20 protein-coding genes are annotated in these 19,335 nt (G+C 68.9%); 9 read left to right on the forward strand and 11 right to left on the reverse strand.

What is annotated here, in order from left to right:
• The 4 genes from AC27VN_RS10355 to AC27VN_RS10370 form a co-directional block, all read left to right on the forward strand.
• The coding region (locus tag AC27VN_RS10355) for an aspartate/glutamate racemase family protein (RefSeq protein WP_490876495.1) at nt 1-503 on the forward strand (503 nt) is incomplete at its 5' end.
• A gap of 132 nt (nt 504-635) precedes the next feature.
• Nucleotides 636-1,547 carry a dienelactone hydrolase family protein gene (locus AC27VN_RS10360; protein ID WP_093349043.1) on the forward strand — a complete coding sequence of 304 codons (912 nt, stop codon included), beginning with the start codon at nt 636-638 and terminating at the stop codon, nt 1,545-1,547.
• A 124-nt stretch (nt 1,548-1,671) separates the two neighbouring features.
• Nucleotides 1,672-2,643, forward strand: coding sequence for a ZIP family metal transporter (locus AC27VN_RS10365; RefSeq protein WP_256222771.1), 972 nt, complete (start codon nt 1,672-1,674; stop codon nt 2,641-2,643).
• 118 nt (nt 2,644-2,761) lie between these two features.
• Entirely contained in the window at nt 2,762-2,995 is a 234-nt protein-coding gene (locus tag AC27VN_RS10370) for a hypothetical protein (protein ID WP_296781624.1), read from the forward strand.
• Between the two features lie 25 nt (nt 2,996-3,020).
• Here AC27VN_RS10370 and AC27VN_RS10375 read toward each other — a convergent pair whose 3' ends face one another.
• Nucleotides 3,021-3,953 (reverse strand): LysR family transcriptional regulator, encoded by a 933-nt coding sequence (locus AC27VN_RS10375; RefSeq protein WP_490876496.1) that lies wholly within the window; start codon nt 3,951-3,953, stop codon nt 3,021-3,023.
• Nucleotides 3,954-4,048: 95 nt separating this feature from the next.
• On the opposite strand from AC27VN_RS10375, the gene AC27VN_RS10380 reads away from it, so the two are divergent.
• The 3 genes from AC27VN_RS10380 to AC27VN_RS10390 are packed head-to-tail and all read left to right on the forward strand — an operon-like array spanning nt 4,049 to nt 6,428.
• Nucleotides 4,049-4,843 (forward strand): SDR family NAD(P)-dependent oxidoreductase, encoded by a 795-nt coding sequence (locus AC27VN_RS10380; RefSeq protein ID WP_490876497.1) that lies wholly within the window; start codon nt 4,049-4,051, stop codon nt 4,841-4,843.
• Between the two features lie 48 nt (nt 4,844-4,891).
• Nucleotides 4,892-5,866 (forward strand): Bug family tripartite tricarboxylate transporter substrate binding protein, encoded by a 975-nt coding sequence (locus tag AC27VN_RS10385; RefSeq protein WP_490876498.1) that lies wholly within the window; start codon nt 4,892-4,894, stop codon nt 5,864-5,866.
• 37 nt (nt 5,867-5,903) lie between these two features.
• Nucleotides 5,904-6,428 carry a carboxymuconolactone decarboxylase family protein gene (locus AC27VN_RS10390; protein WP_490876499.1) on the forward strand — a complete coding sequence of 175 codons (525 nt, stop codon included), beginning with the start codon at nt 5,904-5,906 and terminating at the stop codon, nt 6,426-6,428.
• A 15-nt stretch (nt 6,429-6,443) separates the two neighbouring features.
• On the opposite strand, the gene AC27VN_RS10395 is transcribed toward AC27VN_RS10390, so the two are convergent.
• The 8 genes from AC27VN_RS10395 to AC27VN_RS10430 form a co-directional block, all read right to left on the reverse strand.
• Entirely contained in the window at nt 6,444-7,895 is a 1,452-nt protein-coding gene (locus tag AC27VN_RS10395) for an N-acyl-D-amino-acid deacylase family protein (protein WP_490876500.1), read from the reverse strand.
• A 34-nt stretch (nt 7,896-7,929) separates the two neighbouring features.
• A complete protein-coding gene (locus AC27VN_RS10400; protein WP_490876501.1) occupies nt 7,930-8,916 on the reverse strand; it encodes an ABC transporter ATP-binding protein in 987 nt (328 codons plus the stop codon).
• Nucleotides 8,913-9,971 (reverse strand): ABC transporter ATP-binding protein, encoded by a 1,059-nt coding sequence (locus AC27VN_RS10405; protein WP_490876502.1) that lies wholly within the window; start codon nt 9,969-9,971, stop codon nt 8,913-8,915. Before AC27VN_RS10405 ends, AC27VN_RS10400 begins: the two co-directional genes overlap by 4 nt.
• A 13-nt stretch (nt 9,972-9,984) precedes the next feature.
• Nucleotides 9,985-10,902 (reverse strand): ABC transporter permease, encoded by a 918-nt coding sequence (locus AC27VN_RS10410; RefSeq protein WP_490876508.1) that lies wholly within the window; start codon nt 10,900-10,902, stop codon nt 9,985-9,987.
• A gap of 26 nt (nt 10,903-10,928) precedes the next feature.
• A complete protein-coding gene (locus AC27VN_RS10415; RefSeq protein ID WP_093349072.1) occupies nt 10,929-11,864 on the reverse strand; it encodes an ABC transporter permease in 936 nt (311 codons plus the stop codon).
• 33 nt (nt 11,865-11,897) lie between these two features.
• Entirely contained in the window at nt 11,898-13,484 is a 1,587-nt protein-coding gene (locus AC27VN_RS10420) for an ABC transporter substrate-binding protein (protein WP_093349074.1), read from the reverse strand.
• Between the two features lie 61 nt (nt 13,485-13,545).
• Nucleotides 13,546-14,997: a M81 family metallopeptidase gene (locus AC27VN_RS10425; protein WP_490876503.1), complete on the reverse strand. Its 1,452-nt coding sequence runs from the start codon at nt 14,995-14,997 to the stop codon at nt 13,546-13,548.
• Between the two features lie 57 nt (nt 14,998-15,054).
• Nucleotides 15,055-16,221, reverse strand: coding sequence for an NAD(P)/FAD-dependent oxidoreductase (locus AC27VN_RS10430; protein ID WP_490876504.1), 1,167 nt, complete (start codon nt 16,219-16,221; stop codon nt 15,055-15,057).
• A 247-nt stretch (nt 16,222-16,468) separates the two neighbouring features.
• Between AC27VN_RS10430 and AC27VN_RS10435 the strand changes: the two genes are divergently transcribed.
• Nucleotides 16,469-17,179 (forward strand): helix-turn-helix domain-containing protein, encoded by a 711-nt coding sequence (locus tag AC27VN_RS10435; RefSeq protein WP_208508816.1) that lies wholly within the window; start codon nt 16,469-16,471, stop codon nt 17,177-17,179.
• A 14-nt stretch (nt 17,180-17,193) separates the two neighbouring features.
• On the opposite strand, the gene AC27VN_RS10440 is transcribed toward AC27VN_RS10435, so the two are convergent.
• Entirely contained in the window at nt 17,194-17,598 is a 405-nt protein-coding gene (locus AC27VN_RS10440; protein WP_490876505.1) for a hypothetical protein, read from the reverse strand.
• A 69-nt stretch (nt 17,599-17,667) separates the two neighbouring features.
• Nucleotides 17,668-18,249 (reverse strand): hypothetical protein, encoded by a 582-nt coding sequence (locus tag AC27VN_RS10445; RefSeq protein ID WP_490876506.1) that lies wholly within the window; start codon nt 18,247-18,249, stop codon nt 17,668-17,670.
• 185 nt (nt 18,250-18,434) lie between these two features.
• On the opposite strand from AC27VN_RS10445, the gene AC27VN_RS10450 reads away from it, so the two are divergent.
• Nucleotides 18,435-19,335: cytochrome c (locus AC27VN_RS10450; RefSeq protein ID WP_490876507.1), on the forward strand; the 901-nt coding region annotated here is incomplete at its 3' end.

A 19,335-nucleotide genomic window follows, 5' to 3' on the forward strand; every position in this document is an offset into this window, starting at 1 on the left:
TGGGCCGGCTGGCGGCGCTCGGCAGCCGCACGGTGGCGATCGCCTGCAACACCGCCCATGCCTGGCATGCGCGGCTGCAGGAACGCTTTCCGCAGGTCGAGCTGCTGCACATGGCGCGCGAGACCGCGCAGCATCTGGCGGCGCAGGGCGCGGGCGAGGTGGCGCTGATGGCCACCGAGGGCACCTACCGCATCGGCCTCTACGAGCAGGCGCTGGCCGAGGCTGGCCTGGGCTGCCACGTGCCCAGCGAGGACGAGCGCCGCACCATCGCGCGCGGCATCTTCGAGGGCGTGAAGGCCGGCGACATGGCGCTGGCCGAGCGCTGCTTCTCCGAGGTCGCGCTGCGGCTGGCCGAGCGCCACGGTCCGGTCACGATCATCATGGGCTGCACCGAGGTGCCGCTGGGGCTCGCGGGCTCGAGCGCGGTGGCGGGGCTGCGGCTGGTCGATCCGGCGCAGGTGCTGGCGGCGGCGCTGGCGCGCCGGGCCTACGAACCGCGCTGAGCGGCAAAAGGGCGTCCGCGCGGGGTCATCGACCCCGCGAACAGGGAGGACGGGCCGTTATCGCCTACATTGCGGCGTGCGTTTTTTCGCATCTGCCCCTTGTCCGACGATCCCTCACCTGGAGCCCTCCTCATGCCCCAACTCGACGACCGCCGTTCCGACCTGCAATCCGACTTCGACTCGCTGCGCCCCGGCGACAGCACCGAGCAGGGCGCGACGCGGCGCACCGCGCTCAAGGCCGCCATCGGCGTGGGCTATGCCGCCGCCGTCATGCCGGTGATGGCGCAGACCGCCATCAGCACCCCGGCCGACGGCCTCAAGGCCGGCCCGATCAAGTACACGGTCAACGGCTTCGAGGTGCCGGCCTATGCCGCGGCGCCGGCCAACAAGACCGGCCTGCCGGTGATCCTGGTGGTGCAGGAGATCTTCGGCGTGCACGAATACATCGCCGACACCTGCCGCCGCTTCGCCAAGCTCGGCTACCTCGCCATCGCGCCCGAGCTCTATGCGCGCCAGGGCGATCCGCGCGGCTACACCGACATTCCCAAGTTGCAGGCCGACATCGTGAGCAAGGTGCCCGACGCGCAGGTGCTGGCCGACCTCGACGGCGCGCTGCAGTACGCCGCGGCCAACGGCGGCGACACCTCCAAGGCCGGCATCACCGGCTTCTGCTGGGGCGGCCGCATCACCTGGCTCTACGCCGCCACCGGCAAGGTCAAGGCCGGCGTCGCCTGGTACGGCCGGCTGGTCGGCCAGGCCAGCGACCTGAACCCGAAGCACCCGGTCGACATCGCCGCCAGCCTGCAGGCGCCGGTGCTCGGCCTGTACGGCGGAAAAGACCAGGGCATCCCCCTTGACACCGTTGATAAGATGAAATCGGCCCTGGCAAATGGCTCCCCGGCTGCCAAGGCGTCGAGCTTCGTCGTGTATCCCGAAGCAGGCCATGCGTTCCATGCCGACTACCGTCCCAGCTACGTCAAGAGCGCGGCCGACGACGGATGGCAGCGAGCCACCGCCTGGTTCAAAGCCAACGGCGTCGCCTGAGCGATCAGCGCCCAGGACGACCCCAGAGCCAGCTTCCGCCGAAGGCCGTCCCCGCAAGGGGCGGCCTTTTTGCTTTTAATGAATGGAACTGGGCGCATCGGGCGTCCTTAATGCGTAAGCAGCTATGAACTTGATAGTGATCATCTTGGCGACCCTGGTCGCCGGCATCGGCAGCGTGTGGCTCGCGGCGCTGCTGCTGCGCGTGGGCGTGCGCAGCGGCTCGGGCGGCGTGAATCCGCAGCACCTGCTGAGCCTGGCGGCGGGCGCGCTGCTCGCCACCGCCTTCATGCACCTGTTGCCCGAGGCCTTCGAAAGCCGCATCGAGCCCGCGCTGCTGTTCGCGGTGCTGCTGTTCGGCGTGGTGTTCTTCTTCCTGCTCGACAAGGCCGAACTGTGGCACCACGGGCACGAGCACCATCATGGCGGCGACACCGCCGGGCAGCCGGCGCAGCTCGGCCCGATCTACGACAACCACGGCCACCACGACCACGCGCACGGCCATGGCCATGCGCACCACGGCCATGACCACGGCCCGCGCGCCGGCGGCTGGGCCGTGCTCACCGGCGACAGCGTGCACTGCTTCGGCGACGGCATCCTGATCGCCTCGGCCTTCATCGCCGACCTGCGCCTGGGCCTGGTCGCCGCCCTCGCCGTGCTCGCGCACGAGGTGCCGCACCACATCGGCGACCTCGTGGTGCTGCGCCAGAGCTCGGCCAACCAGCGCGCCGCGCTCGTGAAGGTGTCGCTGGCCGGCACCATGACCATGCTCGGCGGCATCGCCGGCTGGTGGCTGGTCGACCAGCTGCATGGCTGGCTGCCGTACTTCCTCGTGCTGGCCGGCAGCAGCTTCGTCTACGTCGCGCTGGCCGACCTGATCCCGCAACTGCAGAAGCGCCTGCCGATGCGCCAGACCCTCGGGCAGATCGCCTGGCTGATCGCGGGCATCGTGCTGGTCACCGGCGTGAGCCGGCTCGCGCACAGCGGCGAGCATGGCCACGACCACGGGCACAACCACGCCGCGCATGCGCACGAGGAAGGGCACGACCACGACCATGCGCACGAAGGCGAGGCCAAGCCCGGGGCGAACAAGAACTGATCGTTTGCACAGGTGCGGTTGCGGCGATACGTCCCGTCACCCGCACCGTCTTCCGGATGACGCGAAATCGGCGCAACATAGGGGCCTGCTTCGCCCAGCCATCCGTGAGGAAAAGACCATGACCACCCGAGCCGCCGTCACCAGCGCGCGCCCCGCGCCGATCCCCGAGGAAGTCGACGAGGACCTCGATGCCGACGGCCTGCCCGAGGACGACTTCGATGCCATCGACGCGGAGGCCGCCGATTCCCTGTCCGAGGAAACCGGCATCGACCTCACCGATGCCAGCGAGCTCGATGCCGACAACGTGCCGGCCGACGAGGAGTTCGACCGCGTGATGAACGCGCCCGACTGAGGGCGCTTTTTTTCGGCCCCGCGCGCTAGGCCGATGCGGGATGCAGCCAGCCCTGGTGCTTCTTCATCAACGCGCCCACCACCTTGCGGATCTCGTCCATCGCCGCCCGCGCGATCGCTGACGTGCCGCCCTGCCTGCGCGTGACCATCCCCACCGAGCGCAGCGGCCCGTCGGCAATCGACGAGATCTTCATCCCCCGCAGGCTCACCATCGGCATCATTCCCAGATAGGGCAGCACCGCAACGCCCAGCCCCTCCTTGAGAAAACCCGCGATCGTGCCGACCTGGTCGAGCTGCATCTTCGGCCGGAACTCCACGCCACGCTGCAGGAAGGCGGCGCTGATGTAGCGCATCGCGGTGCTGGCGTCGGTCATGCTGATGACCGGCAGCCGCAGCAGCTCCTCCAGCATGACTTCGTCGGCGATGCGCTTGCGCCAGGCGCCGCACGACAGCAGCACGAACTGGTCGCGCAGCAGCTCCTCGTACTGCAGGTCCGGGTGCGAGGGCATGACGGACGCCAGCGCGAAATCCACCTGGTAGTTCAGCAGCCGCTGGATGCTCGCGCTGTTGGAGCAGTCGTGGATGGCGATGCGCGGCTGCGCGAAGCGCCGCTCGAGCGCGCTGCAGGCGGCGGGAAGGATCACGCTGGCCAGCGACGGCAGCGAAGAGATGCACAGCTGCTGCGCCTCCTGCTCGGCCGATGCGCGCATGCGCTCGAGGCCGCTGTCGAATTCCCCGATCACGCTGCGCGCCATGCTGGCCAGCCGCGTGCCGCTCGCGGTGAGATGCACGCTGCGCGTGGTGCGCTCGAACAGCACGAGGCCCAGCGTTTCCTCGAGATCGCGGATCGCCTTGCTCAGCGAGGGCTGCGTCATGAACAGCTGCTCCGCGGTCTTGCTGAAGTTCAGCGATTCGCTGAGCGCGAGGAACAGGCGCAGCTGGCGCGGGGAGATATTCATTCCCTGATTCTATAAATCGATAGATAGAAAGAATTTCAAAGATAAATGAGATCTTCCTACGATCGCCGCTCAGGCAAATCGAAGGAGACGACAAGGTGCTGGATCTCAAGGAAAAAGTGGCGTTGGTCATGGGCTGCGGCGCCGTGGCCGATGGCTGGGGCAATGGGCGCGCCACCGCGGTGCTGCTCGCGCGGCAGGGCGCGAAGGTGTTCGGCACCGACCTCGTGCTCGCCAACGCCGAGGCCACGCGTGCCCTGGTCGTGGCCGAGGGCGGCGAGGCCGAGGTCCAGGCCTGCGACGCCACCCAGTCCGCGCAGGTCGAGCAGGCGGTGGCCGCCTGCATCCAGCGCTTCGGGCGCATCGACATCCTGGTCAACAACGTCGGCGTCTCGCAGCCCGGCGGTCCCGTCGACATGGACGAGGCGGTGTGGGACGCGCAGATCCAGGTCAACCTCAAGAGCGCGTTCCTCGGCTGCAAGCACGTCATCCCGTACATGCGCGAGCAGGGCGGCGGCGCCATCGTCAGCGTGGCGTCCGTGGCCGGCCTGCGCTACATCGGCAAGCCGCAGGTCGCCTATGCCGCGGCCAAGGCGGGGCTGCTGCAGTTCACGCACACCTCGGCGGTCATCCATGCGCCCGAAGGCATCCGGCTCAACTGCGTGGTGCCGGGGCTGATGCATACGCCGCTCATCGAAGGCCTGGCGGCGAAGTACGCGAAGGGCGACACGCAGGGCTTCATCGACCATCGCAACAACCAGGTCCCCATGAAACACATGGGCACCGGCTGGGACACGGCGCACGCGGTGCTGTTCCTGGTGGCGGACGAGAGCCGCTACGTGACCGGCACCGAGATCGTCGTCGACGGCGGCCTGGTCGCGGCCACGCGCTGACGGCCCGCTCGCTACCCACTGCTTCCCCCAAAAACAAGGAGACACACCATGCTCGAGACCGGGCGACGACTTCTCTTGGCCTGCGCAGTTGCGACGGCCGCCGCCGCGCTGATGCCGGCCGCCCATGCGCAGGGCTATCCGCGCCAGCCGATCCGACTCATCGTGCCGTTCGCGCCGGGCGGCGCGGTCGACCAGACGGCACGCATCATCGGCAACACCCTGGGCGAGAAGCTGGGCCAGACGCTGGTGATCGACAACAAGCCCGGCGCCAGCGGCTCGCTGGGCGCGGGCGACCTGCATCGCGCCAAGCCCGATGGCTACACCCTCATGCTCGCGCTCGATTCGCAGGCGGTGAACCACCTCACGGTGAAGAACCTGCCCTTCGATACCTTCAAGGACTTCGACTACCTGAGCCTGCTCGTCACCACGCCGCAGGTGCTGGTCACGCGCAACGACCTGCCGGTGAAGAACCTCGACGAGCTGGTGGCCTACCTGAAGGCCAACCCCAAGAGCTCCTACGGCTCCGCCGGCACCGCATCGGCCGGGCATGTGAACAGCGCGCAGCTGTCGCTGGCCAAGGGGCTGCGCACCGAGCACGTGCCCTACAAGGGCGCGGGTCCGCTGCTCACCGACATGCTCGGCGGCCACATCGACTACGCGTTCGCGGGCCTGTCGGTGATGCTGCCGCAGATCAAGGCCGGCAAGGTCCGGGCACTGGCCGTGAGCTCGCCCGGGCGCTCGGCGATGCTGCCCGATGTGCCCGCGATGAACGAACTGATCCCGGGCTTCGAATACCCCACCTGGATCGGCATCGTCGCACCGCCGGGCATGCCGCCCGAGGTGCGCCAGAAGATCCTCAAGGCCGTGCGCGAGGCGATGCACGACCCGCAGGTGGCCAAGCGCTTCGGCGAGAACGCCTACGACATCGTGAACGGCACGCCCGAGCAGTTCACCGAGCGCGTCAGGAAGGACGCCGAAGTGATGAACGACCTCGTCAAGCGCGGGATCGTCACCAGCGGCTGAACCCGATCCACGAACAAAACAAGGAAGGAACACCCCCATGGCCCGGATTCCCTACGCGGACAGCCAGAACCCCGCCGTCAAGCCGCTCGCGGACCGCATCGTCGCCGAGCGCGGCGAAGTGTTGCATCTCTATCGCATGCTGCTCAACAGCCCGCCCGTGGCCGAAGGCTGGCTTAACTACCTGACCGCGATCCGGCAGAAATCGTCGCTGTCCGGCGCGATCCGCGAGATGGTCATCATGCGCGTGGCGCAGCTCAACCACGCGCCCTACGAAGCGGACCAGCATGCGCCGATCGCGCTGAAGGAAGGCATGTCGCAGCCGCAGCTCGATGCGCTGCAGGACTGGGCGCAAAGCGACCTGTTCAGCGAGCGCGAGCGCGCGGTGCTGGCCTATGCCGACGCCATGACGCTCCACGTGCAGGTGCCCGATGCGATCTTCGCCGCGGTGTCGGCGCAGTTCGAGCCGCAACAGCTGGTGGAACTCACGGCAACGGTCGCGGCCTACAACATGGTCTCGCGCTTCCTCGAAGCACTGCAGATCCATTCGCACGACGCGCGCTGAGGGCCGCCCCCGGCGTCAGCTCGTCTGCCGCACGATCACCTGCCCATTGCGCGCTCCGCTGTGCGCCCCATCGCGCCAGGTCAGCGCGCCATTCACGATCACCGCCTCGATGCCTTCGGCCGCCTGCGTTGGCTCCTGGTAGTTCGCGGTGTCGCGCACCGTCTTCGCATCGAACACCACCACGTCCGCGTGGTGCCCGGGCTTGAGCGTGCCGCGCTCGTGCAGGCCGAAGTTGCGCGCGGTGAGGCCGGTCATCTTCCACACCGCGGTCTCGAGCGGGAACAGGCCGACGTCGCGGCTGTAGTGACCCAGCACGCGCGGGAAGGTGCCCCACAGCCGCGGATGCGGCTTCTCGCCGAGCGGAATGCCGTCGGAGCCGATCATGGTCTCGTCGAAGGCGAGGATGCGCTGCACGTCGTCCTCGTCCATCATGAAATAGATCGCGCTGCCGGGCTGCAGCCGCCTGGCGGCTTCCTCGCCCGACACGCCCCAGTCGGCCGCGATGTCCTTCAGGTCGCGGCCCGCGCACTCGGGATGCGGCACGCTCGATGCGATCAGCACGCGGCCGTCCATCATGCCGCGGTCGGTGCGGATCATGGTCGAGCCGGCCGTGTAGGGATAGCAGTCGAGGCCGATGCACTGGTGCTTCATCGCCTCCTGGATGAAGGGCAGCGTGACCTTGGTCTTGCCGTGGTTCTGCACGTTCTGCACCTTGTGGTGCGACACCACCACCGGGATGTCGAGCGCGCGGCCGATGGCGAAGGTCTCCTCGAGCGACTCCATCACGCGGTCGGCCTCGTCGCGCATGTGGGTCACGTAGAGCGCCTTGCGCGCCGTGAGCGGGCGCCCCACCTCGATGATCTCCTCGGTGGTGGCCTTCACCGCGGGCGGGTAGAAAGTGCCGGTCGACAGGCCGATGGCACCGGCCTGCATCGCTTCCTCGACCAGCGCCTGCATGGCCGCGATCTCGCTCGCGGTGGCGGGACGGTCGAGGTCGGCCATGGTCACGGCGCGCAGCGTCGAATGGCCCACCATCGCCGCCACGTTGACCGAGGAGGGCGTGGCGCGCAGCGCGTCGAGGTAGGCGGCGAAGGTGGTGAAGCGGCCCTCGACCGGCGAGTCGAGCAGGCTCAGCGGCATCGGCAGGTCCATGTCCTCGCGCAGCGGCGCGGCGCTGATGCCGCAGTTGCCCGCGATCACCGTGGTCACGCCCTGCGACACCTTGAACGGCATTTGCGCCTGCGACAGCACCGCCTGGTCGTCGTGCGTGTGCGAGTCGATGAAGCCCGGCGCCACGATGCGGCCCGTGGCGTCGAGCACCTGGTCGGCCGTGTGGCCCTCGAGCTGGCCGATGGCGGCGATGCGCCCGCCCGAGATGGCCACGTCGGCCTCGAAGCGCGGCGCCTTGGTGCCGTCGATCACGGTGCCGCCGCGGATCAGCAGGTCGTGGTGGGTGGGGTTCGACATCGCGTTTTTTCCTTTGTCTGTTGTGAGTGCGTGTTCAGCGGAAATGGCAGGCCACCAGGTGGCCCTCGGCCTTGCGCGGCGTGAGCACGGGCTGCTGCTCCTTGCACACCGCCTGTGCCATCGGGCAGCGGGTGTGGAAGCGGCAGCCCGAGGGCGGGTTCGCGGGGCTCGGCGGATCGCCCTGCAGCAGCATGCGCTTGGCGGGCGTGCGCGGGTTGGGTACGGGCACCGCCGACAGCAGGATCTCGGTGTACGGATGGCGCGGCGCCGAGAACAGCGTGTCGCGGTCCGCGATCTCGACGATGTGGCCCAGGTACATCACGGCCACGCGGTGGCTGATGTGGCGCACCACCGCGAGGTCGTGCGCGACGAACAGGTAGGCGATGCCGAACTCGGCCTGCAGGTCCATCAGCAGGTTGACCACCTGCGCCTGCACCGACACGTCGAGCGCCGACACGGGCTCGTCGCAGACGATCAGCTTGGGCTGCAGTGCCAGGGCGCGCGCGATGCCCAGCCGCTGGCGCTGCCCGCCCGAGAACTCGTGCGGATACTTCTTCGCCGCCTCGGGCCGCAGGCCCACGCGCGAGAACAGCCAGCGCACGCGCTCCTCGCGCGCGGCCGCGTCGGCGCCGCCGAAGTTGCGCAGCGGCTCGGCCACGATCTCGCCCGCGGTCAGGCGCGGGTTGAGCGAGGCGTAGGGGTCCTGGAAGATGATCTGCAGGTCGCGCCGTCTCTGGCGCATCTGCGAGGGCGGCAGCCCCACCAGCTCCTCGCCGTCGAGCTGCACCGAGCCCGCGCTCGGCTCCACCAGCCGCAGCACCGACTTCGCGGTGGTCGTCTTGCCGCAGCCCGATTCGCCGACCAGCGCGAGCGTCTCGCCGCGGGCCACCGAGAACGACACGCCATCGACCGCCTGGATCGGCGGGCGCGCCGGCCGCAGCCAGCGCTTGGGCGAAACATAGTGCTTGCGCAGCTCGTGCACGCGCAGCAGCGGCGCGCCCTCGGTCGTCGTCGTGCTCATGCGGCCACCTCCTGTTCGACCGAAGCCGTGGCCCAGCCTTCCTGCACCGCGAAGCAGGCCACCACGTGGCCGCCGTCGGCGTCGTTCGCATCGCCCTGGCGCGTGAGCCGCGGCGTCTCGTGCCGGCAGCGTTCGCGCGCCGAGGCGCAGCGCGCCGCGAAGGCGCAGCCGCGGCCCAGCTCGTGCGCGGCCGGCACCAGCCCCGGGATCTCGGTGAGCCGCGTGCTCGCGGTGTTCATCGCGGGCATCGAGGCCATCAGCGCGCGCGTGTAGGGATGCAGCGGCCGGTCGAACAGCTCGACCACCTCGGCCTCCTCGACCTTCTTGCCCGCGTACATCACGACCACGCGGTCGCAGCTCTCGGCCACCACGCCGAGGTCGTGCGTGATCATCACCACGCCCATGCCCAGCTCCTTCTGCAGCCGCTTGATGAGGTCGAGGATCTGCGCCTGGATCGTCACGTCGAGCGCAGTCGTGGGCTCGTCGGCGATCAGCACCTCGGGGTTGCAGGCCAGGGCCAGCGCGATCATCACGCGCTGGCGCATGCCGCCCGAGAGCTGGTGCGGGTACTCGTTCACGCGCCGCTCGGGCTCGGGGATCTGCACCAGCCGCAGCATCTCGACCGCGCGCTGCAGTGCCTCGGCGCGGCTGGCCTTCTGGTGCAGCTGCACCGTCTCCGCGATCTGCCGGCCCACGGTCAGCACCGGGTTCAGCGAGGTCATCGGCTCCTGGAAGATCATCGAGATGCGGTTGCCGCGGATCTGGCGCATCTCGCGCTCGCTCAGCCGCATCAGGTCGGTGCCGCGCAGCCGCACCGCGCCCGCGTGATGGCCCGGCGGCGTGGGCACCAGCCGCAGGATCGACAGCGCGGTCACGCTCTTGCCGCAGCCCGATTCGCCGACCACGCCGAGCGTGCGGCCGGCGCGCACGGTGTAGGACACGCCGTCGACCGAGCGCACCACGCCGGCCAGCGTGTGGAAGTGGGTACGCAGCTCGTCGACCTCGAGCAGCGGCTCGCCGGTCGCGAGCGCGACGCGGGACAGGGGAGTGGTCATGGGGCGTCGTCCCTCAGAGTTGGCGCGCCAGGCGCGGATCGAGCGCATCGCGCAGCCCGTCGCCCACGAGGTTGATCGCGAGCACCGTGGCCGCGAGCAAGAGGCCCGGGTACAGGATGATGTGGAAGGCCACGGCGACGAAGTTGCGCCCCTCGGCCATCATGTTGCCCCAGCTCGGCGTCTGCGCGGGCACGCCCACGCCGAGGAAGGACAGCGCCGCCTCGGTCAGCACCGCGGCCGCCGCGACGAAGGTCGACTGCACGATCAGCGGCGCCACCATGTTGGGCAGCACGTGGCGCCACAGGATGGTCGGCAGCCGCGTGCCCACCGCATGCGCGGCCTCCACGAACAGCTGCTCGCGCAAGGTGAGCGCCAGCGAGCGCACCAGCCGCACCACGCGCGGTATCTCGGGAACGGTGATGGCCACGATCACGGTCGTGAGGCTGGCGCGCGTGACCGCCATCAGCGCGATCGCCAGCAGGATGCCCGGGATCGCCATCAGCCCGTCCATCACGCGCATCACGAAGCCGTCGATGCGGCGCACGAAGCCCGCCAACAGCCCCAGCACGATGCCGAAGACGGTGGCCAGCACGGCGACCGAGGCGCCGACGATCATCGACACCTGGCCGCCCCACACCGCGCGGCTGAACACGTCGCGGCCCAGCGCGTCGGTGCCGAACCAGTGCTCGGCCGAGGGCGGCTGCATGCGCGCCAGCGGGTCGATGTCCTGCGGGTCGTGGGTGGCGATCCAGGGCGCGGCGATCGACAGCGCCGCCACCGCGAGCAGCAGCAGCAGGCCGACGATCAGCGTCGGGTGCTTGCGCAGCCAGCGGAAGCGCGGCGGGACGAAAGGCACGATGTCGGCTTCGGCGCTGGCCGGTGTGCTTGCCGAAGTGCTTGCCGATGTGAGGGGCGTGTCGCTGTCGCTCATGGGGAGTACGGTGGACATGGCGCGGTTCAGTACTGGATGCGCGGATCGAAGAAGCGGTAGCTCAGGTCGATCAGCAGGTTGATCAGCACGTACACGCCGGCCGACAGCAGCAGCACGCTCTGGATCACGGGATAGTCGTGGCGCTGCACCGAATCGATGACCAGCCGGCCCACGCCGGGGATCGCGAACACCGTCTCGGTGACCACCACGCCGCCGATCAGCAGCGCGATGCCCACGCCCACCGTGGTGGCGATCGGAATGGCCGCGTTGCGCAGCGCATGGCCCAGCACCGGCAGCACGCCCAGGCCCTTGGCGCGCGCGGTGCGGATGTAGTCCTCGTGCAGCACCTCGAGCACGGTGGCGCGCGTCATGCGCGTCACCAGCGCGATGTAGACCAGCGCCAGGTTCACGCAGGGCAGCACCAGCCCGAGCAGCCAGTCCGCCGGGCTCTGGCCGAAGCGCACGTAGCCCTGCACCGGGAACCACGGCAGCTGGATCGCGAAGGCGTAGATCAGCAGGTAGCCGACCAGGAACACCGGCACCGAGAAGGCCAGCACCGCGAACAGCATGACCAGCCGGTCGATCCAGGTGCCGGCGCGGTAGGCCGCGAGCGTGCCCAGCGGCACCGCCACCACCAGCGTGATCGCCATGGTGAGCACCGCGATCGACACCGTGGGCTCGAGCCGCTGCCCGAGCAGCTGCGACACCGGCACCTGCGTGAAGATCGAGGTGCCGAGGTCGCCGGTGGCGAGCCGGCCGAGCCACAGCGCGAACTGCTGCCACAGCGGCAGGTTGAGGCCGAGCGCGGCGCGCAGCTTCTCGATGTCCTCGCCGGTGGCGAGGTCGCCCGCGATCAGCGCGGCCGGATCGCCGGGCGAGAGGTGGATCAGCAGGAACACCACCACGGCGACCACCGCCATGACCGGGAGCGTCGAGAGGAACCGACGGAGGATGTAGCCCATGGCTTCGAGGTTCTCGTGGCTGGGGAGAAGGGCTTACTTGTCGAGCATCCAGACCGTCGGCATGCCGGCCCAGAGCTTGTCCACGCCCTTGAGGCTGGAGCGCGCGGCGAACGCGGCCGAGTACTGGCCCGCGTTGATGTAGGGCACGGCCTCGTAGGCGCGCGACTGGAAGGCGTCGAGCAGTTCCTTGCGCTTGGCCGGCACCGTCTCCTTGAGCCAGGCCGTGCGCAGCTCGTCGAGCTTCTTGTCGCAGGGCCAGCCCGGCAGGCTGTTGCCGCAGGCCGCGCTCAGGTAGGCGTTGGCGATCGGCGAGTTGGCGTCGAACTCGCCGGCCACCGTCACGTACATGTTCCAGCCGCCGGCCTCGGGCGCATCGCGCTTGGCGCGGCGCGCGCCGATCGAGGCCCAGTCCATGGTCTGCGCGTCGACGTTCAGGCCGATGCTGCGCATGGTCTGCGCGGCCATCAGCGCCTCGGCGTTGAGGTAGGGCACGTCGCTGGGCACCAGCAGCACCACCTTCTCGCCCTTGTAGCCGGCGTCGGCCAGCATCTTCTTGGCCTTGGCCACGTCGGCCTTGCGGAAGGGCTCGGCGCCGGCCGCGGTCTCGTTCGGGCTGCCGCAGATGAAGTAGGTGGCGCAGTAGCTCATGCGCATGTCGAGCGGATAACCCATGGCCGCGACGAAGCGCTCCTGGCTCACGGCCTGCAGCAGCGCCTGGCGCACCTTCGGGTCGTTGAACGGCGCGTGCAGCTGGTTCATCACCAGGAAGGCCTGGTAGGCGCCGCCCGAGCCGATCTTGACGTTGCTGTCGGTGCGCAGCGGCGCGATGTAGTCGGGCGGCAGCTGCTCGACCAGGTCGACCTCGCCGCGCTTGAGCGCCGCGACCGCGCTGTTGGCGTCGGGCAGGTAGAGCCACTCCACGCGGTCGAAGCTGGTCTTCTTGCTGCCCGAGAGGCCGCTCGGCGGCTCGCTGCGCGCCACGTAGTTGGTGTTGCGCACGAACACCGCCTTGTTGCCCGGCACCCATTCGTCGCGCTTGAACACGAACGGGCCCGAGCCCACGACCTCGGTCAGCGGCGCGGTGGCCGGCATCTTCGCGATGCGCTCGGGCAGGATCACCGGCGGAAAGCCCGAGGGCTTGGCCAGCCCGTCGAGCACCATGCCGAAGGGCTCGGTCAGCGTGAGCGTGAAGCTGTGGGCGTCGACCGCCTTCCATTCCGCGCCGCTGGCCACCATCGCGCGGCCCAGGCTGTCGCGCGCGGCCCAGCGCTGCAGCGAGGCGATCGCGTCGGCCGAGGTCACGGCGCTGCCGTCCGAGAACTTCAGGCCCGGGCGCAGCGTGAAGCTCCACTGCTTGCCGTCCTTCGAGGTGCTGTACTTCTCGACCATCTGCGGCTGCGGCTTGCCGTTCGCGTCCTGCGCGAACAGCGTGTCGTAGACCATGTAGCCGAAGTTGCGCGAGATGTAGGCCGTGGTGAAGGTCGGGTCGAGGATCTTCAGGTCGGCATGCGCGACCACGCGCAGCGTCTTGGGCTGCTGCTGGGCCGGCGCGTGCAGGCTCGCCGTGGCGAGGGCGAGTCCGCCGAGACAGGCGGCGAGAAGGCGGCGTGGTGAAGTCATCGCGGAACTCCGTGGGCTGAGGAAAAGGGAAGGAAACGAGGGAGAAAGAAAAAACGAGGCGTCAGGCCGTGGCGCCGATCGGCCACTTGGGCAGCCGCGCCTTGCGGTAGGGCAGGGTGCTGAGGTCGAGCGTGACCGCGCCCGGCGCACCCGCGTAGATCACGTGCTTGGCGACCTTCGAGTACGAGGCATAGAAGTGCTGCGAGGACTTCACCACCACGATCTTCTTGGCCGCGAGATCGCAGCCCAGTTGCGTGAAGAGGTCGGTGCCCATCGCCTGGTTGCGCAGCGTGATCAGCACGATCTCGATGCCGTTGGCTTCCACCAGCGCGCTGTCGCCCATCAGCACCGGCGTGCCCGCCAGGCCGGTCATCACCAGGTCGCGCTGCAGCGCCTTCACCGTGCACTCGAGGTCGATCGGGTCGCCCGAGAGCGGGCTGATCTTGCCGCCGATGCGCATCGTGAGCTTGGCGCCCACGCCCGCGTCGAAGGCGATGCGCACCGCGATCGGGTCCCACATCGGGCCCAGCGCCGCGTTGGTGATGCCGCGCTCGACCATGCGCCGCAGGATGAAGGTCGAATCGCTGGCCGCGCCGCCGCCGGGGTTGTCCGCGCCATCGGCCAGCACCACCGGGCCGCCGTCGAAGGCCAGCGCCGCGTCGAGCGAGGCGTCGATGCCGGGGTAGGGGACCGTGAGCGCGTCGCGCATCGCGATCACCTCGTCGGCCAGCTGGCGCGCCAGGGCCTGCGCCTTGGCCGCGTCGCCATCGGTGTAGACCAGCAGCTTGGTGCCCATCTCGGGCACGTCGCCCCACGAGAAGCCGTGCGTGAGCGAGACCGAGAGCACGCCGTCCCTGCCCTCGAGCGACTGCATGCGCTCGACGAAACCGCGCGCCGGCTGGCGCGAGGTGTGGACCGTCACGATCATGTCGCAGTCGACCATCGCGGCCACCGGCTTCACCTTGCCCTCGACCTGCGCCGCGCAGATGTCGACCAGCTCCATGCCGCGCTCGAGCACGTCGGTGTGCGGGTACTCCTTGAACGAGATCATCAGGTCGGCATTGGCCACCATCTCGGGCGTGAGGTGGTTGTGCGGATCGAGCTCGGCGCCGATCACCACCTTCGGGCCCACGATCTCGCGCACCCGCTTCAGCAGGTCGCCTTCGCAGTCGTCGTAGCCGTCGGCCACCATCGCGCCGTGCAGGCCCAGCAGCACCATGTCGACCGGCAGCACCGCGCGCAGGTCGGCCAGCAGCTCGTCGCGCAGCGTCTCGTAGGCGTGGCGCGTGGTCGTGCCGCTGGGCTGCGCGCCGGCCACCATGCCTTCGAACAGCGTCCAGCCGCGCTCCTTGCCGCGGATGCGCGCGGCCCACAGCGGGCCCGAGAACAGCGTCATCGCTTCGGGGTGCTGGCCGGCGGGGAAGTAGCCGCGGTCCTTGAACGAGGCCAGGCCCGTGGGCATGGGCGCGAAGGTGTTGGTTTCGGTGGCGAGGGAGGCACTGAAGACACGCATGGGGTTTCTCTTGTTCTCGGGGTGGAGGGAAGAAGGAAGGAAAAGGGGCGCCGCGCCTCAGGCCGCGACCTTGCTGCGCAGCCGCTGCGGCCCGAGCATCTCGGCCGTGAGCCCGAAGCCCGCGATGCGCTCGGGCAGCGGCAGCCCGCGTGCCAGCGCCGCGCAGGCCTCGCCCATCGCGGCCGAGGTCTGGATGCCGTAGCCACCCTGCGCCGCGACCCAGAAGAAGCCCGGCGCCTCGGGATCGAAGCCGCCGACCAGGTCGCCGTCGGCCACGAAGGAACGCAGGCCGGCCCAGGTGCGCGTGGGGCGGCGGATCGAGAGCGTGGTCACCTGCTCGATGCGGTCGATCGCGATCGCGATGTCGAGCTCCTCGGGCTGGATGTCCTGCGGCTCCACCGGGTCGGCATTGGCCGGCGAACCGAGCAGCATGCCGGCGTCGGGTTTGATGTACCAGTCCTCGTCGGCGCCGAACACCATGGGCCAGCGCGCGGCCGTCGCGGCCTCGCCCTCGGGCGGCGCGAAGATGAAGGCCGAGCGCCGGCGCGGCTCGATGCCGATGGGCGGCACGCCCGCCAGTCGAGCCACCGTGTCGACCCAGGCGCCCGCCGCATTGAGCAGCACCGGTGCCTCGTAGCTGCGCCCGCCGGCCTGCACGCGCCAGATGTCGCCCACGCGCTCGATGGCCGTCACGCCCGCATCGCACACCAGCTGCCCGCCCGCGCGCCGCATGCCGCGCAGGTAGCCCTGGTGGATCGCATGCACGTCCATGTCGGCCGCATCGGGTTCGTAGACCGCGCCGATCACCTGCTCGGGCCGCAGCGCCGACACCATCGCGCATGCTTCGTCGGCACCGAGCCGGCGCGGATCGCCGGGCATGCCCTGCAGCACTTGCCAGTGTTCTTCGAGCTGCGCTTCCTGACCCGGGCCCGCGATCATCATCGCGCCGCGAGGCGTCAGCAGCGGATGCTCGGCGAAGCCCGGCGGCGGGTTCTCGAGAAAAGCGCGGCTGGCCATCGTGAGCGCGCGCACCTGCGGCGTGCCGTAGCTCTCCATGAACAGCGCCGCCGAGCGGCCCGTGGAGTGGTAGCCGGGCTGGTTCTCGCGTTCGAGCAGGATCACGCGGGCATGCGGCGCGAGCCAGTGCGCCACCGAGGCGCCGGCGATGCCGCCGCCGATCACGAGGAAGTCGGCGGTGGCGGTGGTGTGTTCGGTCGTTGTCATCGCGGCGCAGTGTAGGAACAAATTTGCGTATACGCAAATTATCGAAAGCCCTGAGTTCCTTTGGCATCGTCTCGTGCAGAGTGAGGACGCGGCGAAGGACTCAGGACGTTCGTTGCACCATGGCGGTGAAATTTGCGTACTTGCAATTTGCGCATACGCAAATTCCGGGCCCGGCCATGGCGGCCCAGCGGTGGAGCGGCGGCGGATGGACTGGCAGAATCCTGCGCATCACAAGAGAGAGCCAAGCGTGAATCCACATACAGGGACCAAGCAGGCGGCGAAGCCGAAGGAGGCCGCGCCCACGCTGGACCGCACCACTTTCGGCTATCGCCTGCGCACCGCGCGCAAGCGTTTCGGCTGGACGCTGGCGCAACTGGCCGAGCGTTCGGGCGTGTCGATCACCACCATCTCGCGCGCCGAGCGCGGCCAGCTCGCGCTGGGCTACGAGAACTTCACCGCCTTGGGCCGCGCGCTCGACATGGACATGAATGCCATGTTCGCGGGCGCCGGCGTCAAGCCCGCCCAGTTCGACGGCCCCGTCGTCACGCGCGCCGGCAAGGGCGTGGTGTACCGCGGCCTATCGATCGCCTACGAGTTCCTCGGCACCACCGCCGCCGGCAAGCAGATGAGCCCCATCGTCGGCGTGGTGCACGCGCGGCGCATCCACGGCCCCGAGGACTTCGTGCGTCACTCGGGCGAGGAGTTCGCCTATGTGCTCTCGGGCGAGATCGAGGTGCACTTCGACAACGGCGAGGTGGTGCGGCTGGGTCGCGGGGATTCGCTCTACTTCGACAGCCGGCTCGGGCATGCGTACATCAGCGTGAGCCGGCAACTGGCGAAGATCGTGGGGATGACGATCGGGGAGAGCGGGCACATGAAGTCGGCGCGGGAGGCGCCGGAGGTGGAAGCCGTGGAGGCGGTGGCGAAGAAGAGGATTGGGCGCGCCGGTAAGGCTTGATGGTGGCACTAGCCTCACCACCATTTTGGGAAGGAGGCAAGTTGCTCGTACAGCGTTGCCACCTCAGGGGCGTAGCCTCGAACTTCCACAACGGTGGTGACTGACTGGGTGGTGTCTGCGATGCGAACTGCCATGGTGATCTCGTTGCCTTCGCGAGCGATGTCCACAACGGGTCTTTCGCTCATGTCTTGCAGGGTCGCTGACCCGAGTTCCATATCGCGCAAACTCGACAGCTGGGCTTCGAATGCGTTCAGAGCCTCGTGTGAGAACCAACGCTCGTTCGAAGTGATGCGCGCGCCCTGAAACGGCATTGCAACTTCGACAAGAAGATCGAATGCAACGGATGGAACCTGATCCTCGGTACGAACGGGGTCCAAGGAGATTCTGAGTGCGGGGGATGTGCCAAGAACCAACTTCATTGCTGCAGGTTTTTTGAAGCTGACATCGTCTGAAAACGCAGGTGAACCGATGCTGTCACGGGCACTGCCTCAGCCATAGGCAAACCACTCGTCGACCTTCTTGATGCCGTAGTCGATCGCTCGATCCAGATCCTGGAAGTGCCACTCGGGAGCAGGCCTGCCGGTTGGCGTGACCAGAGACAGGAAAGCCGCGGTGCACTTGTCGGAGGTCACGGCGACGATGGGATACGCCGGCTCGTCGGGCTCGGCGTCCGAATCCTTGAACTGCGAGACGTCCTGGAAGACCTGCAGCAGCGTGTTTCCCCAGCGATAGGTGAGGTCCCGAAAGTCGAGGATGAGGCAGTCGGCATGGAATGAATGGACGCCATGCAGCGCCTTCGTGGCGATGTACGCACCGTGCGCGTTTCCCATCGATCCGTCCGGATACTCGCCATGGAAAGCAGCGACCAGGATCGTGCGGCGAGCGGCCTGGGTTGCATCGACCAGGTAGAACCTGCACCCGATACCGGCGGGTTGAAAGACCTTGACTTCGTTCAACGAATAGTTCGGCATGGGTGCTGAGGAGAGTTCGCTGCGGTCTGGATCGATGCCATGAAGCCATGGCATCGGCTGTGGACCGGATTCTGCATGGTGACGGGATTCATCGGCCACGAGTCGCCGAAACGGTCGGCCTACAGCCTCCCGCGCATTGGCGCCCCGCACGCCTCCGCGCCGACCAGCATTCGACTCGGGTATCTCCGCAGTCGAACTTCCATCTAATTCTTGCCGCGTAGCATCCGCGCCGCCCACGATGAAGCGATGCGCCGTACGCAAACCCGGCGGGGCAGGATGGACGAATGAACACGAGAAACAAGATCGCGACGCTGCTGGTCGTCGCGGCTGCTGCCGTTGGCGCGGCCTTTGCCTATGCGTGGGAGCCGGCCATCGCGGCCTTGCCCGCGCCACCGCCGCCCGGCGGTGACCAGGCGCTCTTGGTGCGAGGCTCGCACGTGGCCAGCACGGGCGACTGCATGGTGTGCCACACGGCCGCCAACGGCAAACCCTTCGCGGGTGGCCTGCCGCTCAACACGCCCTTCGGCACGATCCACAGCACCAACATCACGCCCGACGCCGAGACCGGCATCGGCACCTGGTCGCTCGAGGCCTTCACCCGCGCCATGCGCGCCGGCGTGTCGCGCGACGGGCACCTGCTGTACCCGGCCTTTCCCTATCCGCACTTCACGCGCATGTCCGACGACGACATTGGCGCGCTCTATGCCTACCTGATGGCGCGCACGCCGGTGCATGCGCCGGCCAGGGCCAACCAGCTCACGTTCCCGCTCGGCTTTAGGCCGCTGGTCGCGGGCTGGAACCTGCTGTTCCTGCAGAAGGGCCCGCTGCCCGCGCCCGGCACCGCGCAGTCCGACGAATGGCTGCGTGGCCGCTATCTGGTGGAAGGCGCGGCGCACTGCGCGGCCTGCCACACGCCGATGAACCTGCTCGGCGCCGAGAAGGGCAGCCAGCCCTTCGCGGGCAACCTCATCGATGGCTGGGAAGCGCCGCCGCTGAATGCGCTGGCCAGCGCGCCCAAGCCGTGGACGAAGGAACAGCTCGTGTCCTACCTGCGCACCGGCCTCGCGAGCGAACACGGCGCGGCCGCGGGGCCGATGCTGCCGGTGACGCAGCACCTGGCCGACGTGCCCGAGTCGGACGTGCGCGCGATCGCGACCTACATCATGGGCATGCAGCCCGCGGCTC

Source organism: Variovorax sp. 20P10.2.4 (assembly GCF_058244205.1).